Origin of the sequence: Sebaldella termitidis ATCC 33386 (genome assembly GCF_000024405.1) — a bacterium.
In the GTDB taxonomy this organism is placed as follows: Bacteria; Fusobacteriota; Fusobacteriia; order Fusobacteriales; family Leptotrichiaceae; genus Sebaldella; species Sebaldella termitidis.
Window position 1 is genome coordinate 1915846 of the sequence record NC_013517.1, and the last position, 12771, is coordinate 1928616.

Sequence of the window (12771 nt, forward strand, 5' to 3'; positions counted from 1 at the left end):
TATTATTTTACATCACAGAAAATTTTTTTATTTTCTGTAAAGAAATTTTATTAGTTAATGTGCGGTTGAAAAAAATTACATTATAAAGTGTGGTATAATTTAGAAAAGTCTGAAAAAGTTATATAATAATATTTTCAGTATTTACTTTTTTATTTGTAACTATAAGGAGGAAATATGACAAACAGAGAATTCTGGAATTTGATAAATGAAAGCTGCAGGCTTGCGGGAATGGATAATGACAAATATCTGGAAATACTGGAGAATAAGCTGTCCAAGCTGGATGTTGATGAGGGATATCAGTTTAATTATTATGTGGGCTATTATTCAGGAAAAGCCGAGGAAAATCCAAAGCTTGCACTTTTAATGAAGGTAATAGAAGGAAGCGTAACAGACGACTCACTGCTGTATTTTGCAGTATGGCTTGTATCCAGAGGAGAGAACATCTATTTTGAAACTTTGAAGAATCCTGATAAATTTATTACATTGATAAATCCCGAAACTTTATCAGAATTTGAAGGTCATTATTATGCTCCTGAGTTTGAACTGCTTATGTATGTCGGCAGAAATGAAGAAGAATATGATGCAGAAGGAGAAATACCGGAACAGGAATATAAACTTATAAATAAAATTTATAGTGACAAAATTCCGGAAGATAATAGGAATTACTATGATTTAGTAAGGGATATTGATAAAATTCTTCCAAAAACTATGAAATTTTTTGACTTTGACAAAGAGCTTCTGGAAGAATCTTTAAAATATGAAGAAATGGAAAAAAATAATTTCTCCAAAATAAAGAATGAAGAGGAAGAGTTTCTAAATGAATTAAAAAAGCAATGGACTTTTACAGAGTTAAAGAAAACTATTTATGAATTAGAACGGACTAAAAGAAGTGTCCCTGTAGCTGTTCCAATGCCGCCGTATAATGACAGCATTATTATGTATACGACAGGGTTAAATAAAGCTAAGGATGGTTTTATTATAAAAAAATGTTACTGGCATAATTATAAAACCGGGGAGAATAAAGATATAAAAAATACAGGCAGTGGGGAATATCTGGCAGGAGATGACAAAAATATATATTTTTACAGCGGGAATTTTGAGGAGAGTCCTAAAATATCCGTTTATAATTTTGAATCTAATGAATTTTCTTCTACAGATATTATTGACAATGACTTTGATAATAATAAAACGGCTGCTGTAATCACTATGATAGGAAAAGGAAAAAATAAGTCAGGAGTAATACATAACGGGAAACTGTATTTCTCTTTAATAATATATGCAAATCCCAGAACACATCATATATTTAAATTTTATAAAGAAAAATCTTATGTTTATGATATAACAGAAAATCAAATATCTTTATTAAGGGAGAATATATCAAAAATAAGATTTTATCAGGATAAAATGTATTATTTGGAACTGGGGGATCATGCTGATGATTATACTTATTATTACAGTCCGAAAACTTTGATTTGCAGAGATATGAAAAATAACAGGGAAGAAAAAATAGCAGAAAACGTATCAGATTATGCATTAGATAACGGAGTAGTCTATTATTCACATATAAAGGGGGAAAAGATACATGATTTGGTCAGAGTGGAAAATGGAAGCTCTGATATAATTCTTAAAAATCAAATGTATCTGGATGATTTTACTGCGGCAGGCAATAATATTTTTCTGTCTTTCTATTTATCCACTGGAAACGGAGGCTATATTCATTCGTTTATTCTGAATATAAAAACAGGGAGTATATGCGAAGTAGCAGGCAGCAGTCAGCCGCATGAATCAATTGTCTATGAAGATAAATATACAGCTGTCGAGAATATTTATGACGACAGGAAAATCTTTTTGAGAATTTATGAATATGAAATGGCTGAAAAATGAATAATCTAAAAAAATCTGAGAAAAAATGAGCTTATTATATATTTAAGCTCAATAAAAAATATAAAAACCTCCGGAAATTCAAATATCTGAAAATCCGGAGGTTTTTATTTATTTTATGCAGAATGAGGTAAATTACTTTGAAACAGTGGGGCTTACCACAATTTCCCCGCTTGCTATTTTTTCTTTTATTTCTTCAAGTTTCTTTATATTTTCTTCACCGATTTTATCCTTTGTGAATTCAAAGTCTGTAAGACCTACTCCGCCTTCTTTTACTCCGAATTCATATACTTTTCCTTCAAATTTATCTTCTTTGACGTTTTTAACAAGATCGTATACAGCAACATCAACTTTCTTTAGCATAGAAGTAAGTATAGTTCCGGGAAACAGATCATCCTGATTAGAATCCACACCTATTGCAAAGACACCCTTATCTTTTGCTGCCTGAAACATACCCTGTCCGCTTGAACCAGATGCATGGTAAACTATATCTGCTTCCTGACCGACTATTGCTTCAGTTCTTGATTTTGCCGATGCAGGATCATGGAATGCATTTGTTCCTCCGATATAAACAGCCAAAACCTTTATATCAGGCTTTACATATTTGGCACCCTGCTGATATCCTGCTTCGAATTTCTGTATTAACGGAGCTTCGGCACCGCCGATAAATCCTACAGTATCCGTCTTGGTCATCATAGCTGCAAGGGCTCCTGCAAGGAATGATCCTTCGTGTTCTTTGAATGTAAGAGAAGCAACATTTGATAATTCAGGTACTCTTTCATCTGTAATTGCAAATTTTTGTTCAGGAAATTCTCCGGCTACAGTAACAAGTGCATCCTTCATCATAAATCCTGTAGCTATAATAAGGTCATATTCTCCGCTTTCAGCATAAGTTCTAAGCTGTCCTTCAGCCTCAGAAGTAGGGTCTTTAGGTTCATAACCTACATATTCTATTCCAAGCTCATTTTTAGCTTTTTCAAGACCTCTTTGTGCAGCATCGTTAAATGAATGGTCTCCCAGTCCTCCCACGGAATAAACAATTGCTACTTTAACATTGCTTTTTTCAGCAGATGCTTCAGTCTTTGTTTCTCCTCCTGTTTCATCTTTGGCAGTGTCTGTCTTTCCGCAAGATATCAGAAATAAAAGTGACAATGTTAAAAATAATAAAATCTTTTTCATATTTTCCTCCTAAAGTTTCCATTTGATATAGATAATTCGAGATATAGCGGTATCTGGTTAAACTATCGTATAAAATGGTATCTGCATCCGGCTGGCTATAAGCCGGATAATATATTAACTAGGTTCTGCCGGGAAGTAAATTTTTTGGTTCAAAAAGTTAAGCAATTACATTAAAATATTGTACTAAATATTTTCAATAATACCGTCTACAAGACTTTTGAAAGCAGGCTTCATTTTTTCGCCCATTTCCAGAACCTCCACATGGTTCAGAGGCTGATCCAGAATTCCGGCAGCCATATTTGTGATGGCAGAGATACTGAGAACTCTCATTTTTCCGTGTTTGGCAACTATAGTTTCAGGAATAGTAGACATTCCCACATTGTCGGCACCAAATGATCTGAATAATTTTATTTCTGCGGGAGTTTCAAAATTTGGTCCGCTGTATCCGATAAAAACTCCTTTTTTTATGTTAATATTAAGTTTTGATGCTGTATCTTCAGCAATTTTTACTAAATCACGGTCATAAAGATTAGTCATATCCGGGAATCTGTCACCGAATTCATCTTCATTTTCTCCTATAAGGGGATTATCACCCATAAAATTAATATGATCAGTTATTATCATAAGATCACCGGGTCTGAAATCTTTATTTAGCCCGCCTGTTGCATTAGTAGTAAACAGAATTTCTATTCCTAATTTAGTAAAAACACGAATGGCATATGTAGTAGCATACATTCCTTTTCCTTCATAAAAGTGAAGTCTTCCCTGCATGCATACTACTTCCTTACCGTGTATTTTTCCGAAAACAAGCTGTCCTTTATGTCCTTCTACACTAAGTGTGGGAAAGTGGGGTATATCGCCGTAAGGAATTACAACCTTGTCTTCAAGCTCATCGGCATAGTCGCCAAGACCCGAACCGAGGATAAGAGCCACTTTCGGATTGGCATTCGTTTTGGTTCTGATATAAGCGATAGATTCATTTACTCTGTCAATTAATTTCATATTTTTCTCCTGTCCATCTGTAGATTTTCTTTTAATTCTTTCAGCTTTTGCAGCTGAAAATTGTTTATGTAAATTTTTCCTGAATTTATAGAGATTAGATTCTCATTTTTTAGCTTTTGGAGCAGTCTGTTTATTGTTCTTTCATTTAAGCCTATTCTTTCACCAAGTTCTTTTCTGGTGTTTTTCAGTCTTATATTAAAATTTTCCGCGGTTTTTCCGCCGGTGATATTATCTACCACATTAATAATGGTAGAAATAAGACTGTAATTGGAATTATATACCATATATTTCCCGTTTTCATTTGAAGATTCATGGAACCTTTCGGCAAGACGCCGGGCCACATGAAGGGCAAAACCATGGTACAGCTTCATCCATTTTAAAAATACCTTGTCGTCCACGGCAATAAGCGTGCATTCATCAATGGATTCAATAGTGCATGCAGAACCCTTTGCTAAAGAAACAATCTCAATATCGCCGATAATTGATAATAATTTTAGTTCTTTTAGTATATATGCATTTCCGTTAGCAAATTCATTAACCAAAAGAGCTCTTCCAGAGATAATAATACCGATAAAATTAATGTGTTCACCTTTTTTTACAATGATATTCTGCGGCTTGTAAATAACCAGTCTGCAATGTTTACGGAGCTCCTCACGGGGTATGTCTTCAAAATATCTTTTTAAATAATCATTTTTAGAAATATAGTCTAAACTCTCCATTAGGTTACCCCCTGTAAAATTATTTTATCACCGCCTTTATATTTAAGTATATAAGACAAATTTAGCACACTTATAAATATAATAAAAAGGACATATGTCCTTTTTTGTAAAAAAATAAAGACGCGACAGAAAAAATATAATACGGCAGCTCGTCTGATATCAGCTGAACAGACCAAACTGCAATAGTCATATAAAATAATAATTTATGCAGTTATTAAATAAAATCAGCGGCGTATATATATAATTCTCTTTTTTTCCCTTTTGATAATACCTTTATCACTTAATTTTTTTAAAACCCTTGTAAGGTTGCGATAGCTTACATTCAGGTTTTTTGAAAGGGCTTCCAGTGATTTGAAATGATATTCATAATTATTTTCAATAAGAATGTCTACTATAATATCTTCCAGCTTATTATTTAGCTTTTTTAAGACTGAGTAGTTGGTTTTGATAAGTTTATCGGCACTTTCAACAGCCATTTTTTTCCAGAAATGAACATTGCCGGAAAGCTTGGCATCCAATATTGAAAATGGAATGGTCAAAATTTTGGTGTTATTTTCTTTGGTAACAAGATTTTGCAATATTGTCTTTATTCTGGCAACATATTCAATATCACAGAAAACAGCAGGCGGGTACAGTTCGTCTATAATATGGTGATTTCCGTTTTCAAGAATACTGTTTACCTCTATTTTACCTTCTGCTAAAAAACAAAGATTGTCCACTGGTGCGCCGGCTTCATAAAGCAGTGTATTTTTTTTGTAAACTTTTATGTTAATATCAGACATAATAGAAGGCGGGAGTATACTGGACAAACCATATTTGTCAATATAGTATTTTACTTCAATAATCTCTCTCATAGCAATATTATCCTTTGTTTAGGACATGTGTCCTATTTTTTTTTATAAATCTATTATATCATAAATTCAGAGAGAAATATATGATATAATAATGTGAAAAATTCAGTGCCTTGTCCGATCTCATTTTAACAGCAGAATAAGTTAATGGGGGACAGGTGTTTTGACATTGATAAATAACGGATACTTGTATTTTATCTAGTAAAACACCAGTGTAATAAATTTTTTAGAAAATATTTTTGTTGATCATTTTGACCTTGGAAGGGGAAGGAGCCAGGGAAGTTAGAGAAAAATTTTTAATAGGAGGCAGAATGAGCGAATATATCCTGGAGATGGAAAATATACGTAAGGAATTTTTAGGCGGGAAGGTAATAGCGAATGAAGATATTACCTTAAAGGTAAAAAAGGGAGAAATCCATGCAATAGTCGGTGAAAACGGAGCAGGGAAATCCACACTGATGAAAATGCTGAACGGACTGTATGAGCCTACAAGCGGGAAGATACTCTATAAGGGAAAGGAAATAAATATAGATTCACCGTCAGTAGCAGCCAAGACAGGAATAGGAATGGTTTATCAGCACTTTATGCTGGTAGATACTCTTACTGTGGCAGAAAATATGGTTCTTGGCTTTGAGCCGAGTATAATGGGAAAATTTGATAAGAAGAAGGCAAGACAGGATGTAATAGATGTAGCAGAGAAATACGGACTTAATATAAATCCTGATTCAAAAGTAGAAGACCTTTCGGTAGGTATACAGCAGAGAATAGAGATACTGAAAATACTTTTCAAGGGAGCGGAGCTTCTGATATTTGACGAGCCGAGTGCAGTGCTGACACCGCAGGAGGTAAAGGAACTGTATCAGATAATGAGGAATCTGGTAAAAGAGGGGAAAACAATAATATTCATAACACATAAATTACAGGAAGTACTTGATGTTTCAGATAATATAACAGTAATAAGAAAAGGAAAGAACGCGGGAAGTATAAAAACAAGTGAGGCAACAAAAGAGATAATAGCCAATATGATGGTAGGAAGAAAGGTATTGTTTGAAGTAAACAGACCAGATGTAGAGCTTGGAAAAGACTTAGTAGAAGTACTGAATATGAGAGTAAACGGAGATAACGGTCTTGAGGCGGTAAAGGGAGTAGACCTGATAATCCATGAAGGAGAAGTTCTGGGAATAGCAGGAGTGGAAGGGAACGGCCAGACAGAGCTGATAGAAGCACTTGCAGGACTGAGAAAGGTGGAGAAGGGAAGCTTTAGAATAGGAGAGCAGAATCTGACACATTCATCACCGAGAGACAGAAGAGAAAGCGGACTTTCCCATATACCGGAAGACAGACATAAGAGAGCAGCAATAGATGATTTTACAATAGAGGAAAATATGATACTCGGAGTGGAAAATAATTACTGCCGGGGATCAATACTGGATTTTGGAAAAATAACAGAGAAAACAAATGAATATATAAAGAAATATGATATAAGAACACCGGATTCAAAGGTAAAGTTCGGAGGCCTGTCAGGAGGAAACCAGCAGAAGGTGGTAGTAGCAAGAGAGCTGGAGAAAGAAAACAGATTCATAATAGCGTCACAGCCGACAAGAGGAGTTGATATAGGAGCAATAGAGATGATCCATAATACAATCCTGAGTGAAAAAAAGAACAAGAAGGCAATATTGGTAGTATCAGCAGAGTTATCCGAGGTAATGAGCTTAAGTGACAAGATAGCGGTAATGTATGAAGGAAAAATAGTGGGAGTACTGAAAAGAGAAGAGGCAACGACAGAGAAACTGGGAATATTAATGGCAGGAGGTAAAATTGATGAATAAAAAGTATGTGGAAATTTTAACTCCGTTACTGGCGGTATTGACAGCCTTAATAATAGGGGGAATAATAATCCAGCTGAATGGCGTAAATGCATTTGAGGCATATGGGCAGTTATTTAAGTCGGCATTTTATCAGGCGAATCCGAAGGCACCGTTTATGAGCGGACTGGCAAAGACACTGCTGACGGCAACACCGATGATATTTGTGGGATTATCAGTAATGATAGCTTTTAAGGCGGGATTATTTAATATAGGAGCCCAGGGACAGATGATAATGGGCGGAGTAGCAGCAGCAGTAGTAGGGATATATGTAAAGAATGCATTTCTGGGGAACTTTGTAACAGCAATAATAGCAGCAGGAATAGCAGGTTTTTTATGGGCTTCGATATCAGGTTATCTGAAGGCAAAGTTTGGAGTTCATGAGGTAATAAGTACAATAATGTTAAACTATATAGCGATCAATCTGCAGAATTATCTTCTGAACTATCCGTTGAAAGATCCGGCATCCCAGAATGTCCAGACAATGAAGGTTCTGGAACCGGCAAGATTGTTTTTGCTTGCCCCGTCAACAAAACAGAAGCTGAATTTAGGATTTATACTGGCAATAGCAGCGGTAATACTGGTATGGTATTTCTTCGGTAAGACAAAACAGGGCTATGAGATGAAGGCAGTAGGTCTGAATGCAGGTTCTGCAGAGAATGCGGGAATAAAGATAAAGAAGAATATAATATTTGCAATGGGACTTGCGGGAATACTGGCAGGAATAGGAGGAGCGGAAAGAGTTCTCGGAGGTTCTGCACAGTATGCTTATACGGAGCTGATAATGGGAGAGCTTGGCTTTACGGGAGTAGCAGTATCCTTATTGGGGAAAAGTAATCCAATAGGAGTATTTATAGCGGCGATCTTTTATGCCTCGCTGGAAATAGGCGGGCAGAGTCTTCAGAGTATGAGGATACCGAAAGAAGTGGTATATATAATCCAGGCATTAATAATAATATTTGTGGCAGGAGAAAATCTATTCAGATATATGTTATCAAAAAGAGGAGGTAAAAAACAATGATGGAAATATTAGGACAAATCTTGATGTTGGCCCCTCCGATATTAATAACAGCAGTAGGAGCATGTTTTACGGAAATAACAGGAGTAACGAACCTTGGTTTAGAGGGAATGATGTTATGCGGAGCATTTGCAGGAGCGACAGTATCATATTATACAGGTAATCCTTATATGGGATTAATAGCAGGAGTACTGGCAGGGGGAATAATATCTCTGGTCCATGCGTTTATAAGTATAAACTTACGAGGAAACCAGATAGTAAGCGGAGTTGCGATAAACCTTCTTGCGGTGGCACTGACCTCCTATCTGATAAAGGTATTGTTTAAGGTAGCGGGTTCGACACCTGCAGCACCGAGACAGGCAAGTCTGATGTTTGTACTGATACTGATATACGGTTTGGCAATAATATCGAATTATATAATGTACGGAACGGTATTGGGACTGAGAATGAGAGCAGTGGGAGAGCATCCGCTGGCAGCAGATACAGTGGGAATAAATGTATATTTGATAAGATATATAGGAGTAGTAATGTCAGGACTGTATGCAGGACTGGGAGGAGCATATATGACGACGGTAATGCTGCCTTCATTCAGCAATAACATGTCGGCGGGAAGAGGATTTATGGCGATGGCAGCGATGATATTCGGAAAGTGGAAGCCTTGGGGAGCAATGCTTGCGAGTTTCTTATTTGCCTTTGGAAGTGTGCTGGAGGTCCAGTTAAAGATACATTATCCGAACTTTCCGCAGCAGTTTTTGGCGATGATACCATATGTACTGACACTGCTGGCCTTGGTAGGCTTTGTAGGGAAGGCAAAGGCACCGGCTTCTTCGGGACAGCCTTATGAAAAACAATAACTTGAGATAAAAAAAATTTTATGAAAGAGGTGATATTTTTGAGAGCTGTAGACATTATAGAGAAGAAAAGAGACAAAAAAGAAATTACAAATGAAGAGATTAGTTTTCTGTTATCCAATTATCTGAAAGAGGAAATACCTGATTATCAGATGGCGGCATTTTTAATGGCAGTATATTTTAATGGTATGACTGATGCGGAACTTTTGGAATTTACAAAAGAGATGAGAGATTCAGGAGATGTAATTGATTTTGAAGGTTTGAAGAGATTTCATGTGGATAAACACAGTACAGGCGGTGTAGGAGATAAGGTAACTATTGCACTTGAGCCGATAATGTCAGCACTGGGAATGGGAAGTACAAAGCTTTCGGGAAAAGGTCTCGGACATACCGGAGGAACTATTGATAAATTTGAAGCTATAAAAGGCTTTAAATTCTCAAATACCAAAGAAGAAGTAATAGAAATAGCCAATAAAACCGGGATAGGACTTATGGGCTACAGCGATAAAATAGTACCTCTTGATAAAAAATTATATTCATTAAGAGATGTTACGGCTACAGTAGCAAGTATCCCACTTATAGCAAGCAGTATAATGAGTAAAAAGCTGGCAATTCATTCTGATGCAATTATTCTGGATGTAAAAACGGGTAACGGTGCTTTCATGAAAACACTTCCCGATGCCAGAGAGCTTGCTGAAACAATGCTGAAAATAGGAAAAGGATTTGACAGAAAAATTGTAGCTGTAATAAGCAATATGGATCAGCCTTTAGGATGTGCCGTAGGAAATGCAAATGAAGTAATAGAGGCAATTGAAACACTGAAAGGAAACGGTCCGGAAGATTTTACCGATTTGGTTTATAATATAGCTGCACTTGCATTAAAACTGAAAGGTGATGTTAATACACTTGAAGAAGGAATAGCAAAGGTAAAAGAGGTAGTGGACAACAGAAGCGCCCTTGAAAAATTTGCACTGTTTATTAAGGAAAGCGGCGGAGATCCGGAAATAGTAAATGACTATTCACTGCTGCCTGAATATGCGGGAACTCTTGAGGTAAAATCAGAAGAGGAGGGTTATGTCAGTCAGATTTTAGCAGAAGAAGTAGGAAAAGCAGCAATGATAATAGGTGCAGGGAGAGCAACAAAGGAAGATGAGATAGATCACAGTGTCGGTGTGCTTGTACTGAAAAAGGTAGGAGATTTTGTTAAAAAGGGCGACGTTATAGCTAAAATTTGTTATAATGAGAGTAAGGATGTGGAAAAATCGGCAAAAATGATTTTGGGTGCTTATAAATTCAGCAAAGAGAAGGTAGAAAAACCAAAAATTATTTTTGAGATTTTGGAAGCATAATAAATATAAATTTTATGTTTTTCTGACATAAGAAATCAGGATTATGCATCCTGCAAAAAATGTATGAAACCAAAAATATTTTAGGAGGAAAAAATGAAAATAAATGAGTATATTGACCATACTTTACTAAAAGCAACAGCCACTAAGGCTGAAATTAAAGTGATCTGTGATGAGGCGAAAAAATATAATTTTTATGCTGTATGTGTGAATGGTTCTTATGTGCCTTACGTAAAAGAGGAGCTTAAGGATTCAGGAGTAAATATAGCAGCAGTTATAGGCTTTCCGTTAGGGGCAATGTCTACTAAGGCAAAGGTCTTCGAAGCGGAACAGGCTGTAAGAGACGGTGCTACTGAAATAGATATGGTTATTCAGATAGGAAAGCTGATAGACGGTGACTATGAATATGTGGAAAATGATATAAGAGAAATAAAAAAAGCTATCGGAGACAATGTTTTAAAGGTAATAATAGAAACTTGCTACCTTACTGACGAGCAAAAGAAGAAAGCATGCGAGCTTGCACTAAATGCAAAGGCTGATTATGTAAAGACTTCTACTGGTTTTGGAACAGGCGGAGCAACTTTTGACGATGTTAAGCTGATGAAAGATGTAGTGAAAGATAACGCAAAGGTAAAAGCCAGCGGAGGAGTAAAGGATTATGAAACTGCTGAAAAATACGTAGAACTTGGTGCTTCAAGACTTGGGACAAGCTCAGGTGTAAAAATAATCGAAGGTGAAAAAGCAGGAGAAAATGATTATTAATCTTTTGGCATTCTATAGGAAATCAGAATAAAAACAGTAATTTTACAATATACCTGAATTTTATACAGACGTAACATACATCAGTAAGTAAGGAGGTAAAAAAATGAGCAAAATAAACAGAGTAACACTAATAGTACTGGACAGTGTGGGAGCAGGAGAGCTGCCTGATGCGAAGGATTTCGGAGATGAGGGGTCTAATACACTCGGGAATCTTTCAAAGGCAACAGGAGGGCTTAATCTTCCAAATATGCAGAAAATAGGATTGGGAAATATTACTGATATAACCGGGGTAGCTCCGAATAATAATCCGGACGGAGCCTATGGAAAAGCAAAAGAGGTTTCTATAGGAAAAGATACTACTACAGGACACTGGGAAATGTCAGGAGTAATTCTGGAAAGACCATTTCCTAATTATATGAAAGGTTTTTCCGAGGAAGTAATAAAAGAGTTTTCAGAAAAGACAGGAAGAGGAGTACTTTGGAACAAAGCTGCTTCTGGAACTGTAGTAATAGAAGACTGCGGTGAGGAACAGATGAAAACCGGAAAGTGGATTGTTTATTCATCGGCAGATCCTGTTTTTCAGATAGCTGCAAATGAAGAAATAATACCTTTGGAGGAATTATACAAGGCCTGTGAAATTGCACTGGAAATCTGTAATGCAAAATCACCGGTTTCAAGAGTAATAGCAAGACCGTTTGTAGGGAAGAAAAAAGGTGAATTCAAAAGAACATCGAACAGACATGATTTCTCTATACAGCCGCCGGGGGTAACAGTACTGGATAAATTAAGCGAAGCCGGCAAGGATGTAATAGGAATAGGAAAGATCTACGATATTTTTGCAGGAAGAGGAATTACTGATACAAGAAAAACAAATAAAGACGATCTTGACGGAATAAAGAAAACAATAGAAGCACTGAAGGAAGATACTAACGGGCTTATATTTACGAATCTTGTAGATTTCGATATGCTTTACGGACACAGAAGAGATACCGAAGGGTACAAAAATGCCCTTGAGCTGTTTGATAAATGGCTGCCGGAAATAGAAAAAAATCTTCGTGATGATGAAATACTTATAATAACAGCTGATCACGGAAATGATCCTACATACAAGGGAACGGATCATACAAGAGAGTATATACCGGTATTGGTTTACGGGAAACATGTAAAAAAAGGTGCAGATATAGGAACAAGAGAAAGCTTTACAGATATAGCCTCTACAATAGAAGAGCTTTTACTTGGCAATAAGACAGAAGGAAGCTTTGCTGATATTATTTTAGACTAATATAATATTTAATAT

General features: G+C 36.1%; 11 protein-coding genes. 7 read left to right on the forward strand and 4 right to left on the reverse strand.

The features are described 5' to 3' along the window. Positions 1 to 174 precede the first annotated feature (174 nt). Positions 175 to 1884, forward strand: a complete 1710-nt coding sequence (locus STERM_RS08765; RefSeq protein WP_012861235.1) for a DUF4240 domain-containing protein — start codon at positions 175 to 177, stop codon at positions 1882 to 1884. Positions 1885 to 2016: 132 nt separating this feature from the next. On the opposite strand, the gene STERM_RS08770 is transcribed toward STERM_RS08765, so the two are convergent. The 4 genes from STERM_RS08770 to STERM_RS08785 all read right to left on the reverse strand — a co-directional run bounded on the left by STERM_RS08770 (position 2017) and on the right by STERM_RS08785 (position 5635). Continuing rightward, positions 2017 to 3060 (reverse strand): BMP family lipoprotein, encoded by a 1044-nt coding sequence (locus tag STERM_RS08770; RefSeq protein WP_012861236.1) that lies wholly within the window; start codon positions 3058 to 3060, stop codon positions 2017 to 2019. 183 nt (positions 3061 to 3243) lie between these two features. Beyond that, complete coding sequence (locus STERM_RS08775; protein ID WP_012861237.1) at positions 3244 to 4062, reverse strand: purine-nucleoside phosphorylase; 819 nt, start codon at positions 4060 to 4062, stop codon at positions 3244 to 3246. Further along, positions 4059 to 4781: a Crp/Fnr family transcriptional regulator gene (locus STERM_RS08780; RefSeq protein WP_012861238.1), complete on the reverse strand. Its 723-nt coding sequence runs from the start codon at positions 4779 to 4781 to the stop codon at positions 4059 to 4061. Before STERM_RS08780 ends, STERM_RS08775 begins: the two co-directional genes overlap by 4 nt. Before the next feature lie 224 nt (positions 4782 to 5005). Continuing rightward, on the reverse strand, positions 5006 to 5635 hold the full coding sequence (locus tag STERM_RS08785; RefSeq protein ID WP_012861239.1) for a Crp/Fnr family transcriptional regulator: 630 nt from the start codon (positions 5633 to 5635) through the stop codon (positions 5006 to 5008). A gap of 308 nt (positions 5636 to 5943) precedes the next feature. On the opposite strand from STERM_RS08785, the gene STERM_RS08790 reads away from it, so the two are divergent. The 6 genes from STERM_RS08790 to STERM_RS08815 all read left to right on the forward strand — a co-directional run bounded on the left by STERM_RS08790 (position 5944) and on the right by STERM_RS08815 (position 12756). Beyond that, entirely contained in the window at positions 5944 to 7461 is a 1518-nt protein-coding gene (locus STERM_RS08790) for an ABC transporter ATP-binding protein (RefSeq protein ID WP_012861240.1), read from the forward strand. Further along, the gene (locus STERM_RS08795; protein ID WP_012860612.1) at positions 7454 to 8518 is read left to right on the forward strand and encodes an ABC transporter permease; all 1065 of its coding nucleotides are present in this window, start codon (positions 7454 to 7456) and stop codon (positions 8516 to 8518) included. Before STERM_RS08790 ends, STERM_RS08795 begins: the two co-directional genes overlap by 8 nt. Next, positions 8515 to 9369, forward strand: a complete 855-nt coding sequence (locus STERM_RS08800) for an ABC transporter permease (protein WP_012860613.1) — start codon at positions 8515 to 8517, stop codon at positions 9367 to 9369. The genes STERM_RS08795 and STERM_RS08800 overlap by 4 nt, the downstream gene beginning before the upstream one ends. 38 nt (positions 9370 to 9407) lie before the next feature. Then, positions 9408 to 10715, forward strand: coding sequence for a thymidine phosphorylase (locus STERM_RS08805; RefSeq protein ID WP_012861241.1), 1308 nt, complete (start codon positions 9408 to 9410; stop codon positions 10713 to 10715). Between the two features lie 93 nt (positions 10716 to 10808). Beyond that, positions 10809 to 11474 carry a deoxyribose-phosphate aldolase gene (gene deoC / locus STERM_RS08810; RefSeq protein WP_012861242.1) on the forward strand — a complete coding sequence of 222 codons (666 nt, stop codon included), beginning with the start codon at positions 10809 to 10811 and terminating at the stop codon, positions 11472 to 11474. 103 nt (positions 11475 to 11577) lie between these two features. After that, positions 11578 to 12756: a phosphopentomutase gene (locus tag STERM_RS08815; RefSeq protein ID WP_012861243.1), complete on the forward strand. Its 1179-nt coding sequence runs from the start codon at positions 11578 to 11580 to the stop codon at positions 12754 to 12756. The last annotated feature ends 15 nt before the right edge of the window (positions 12757 to 12771 follow it).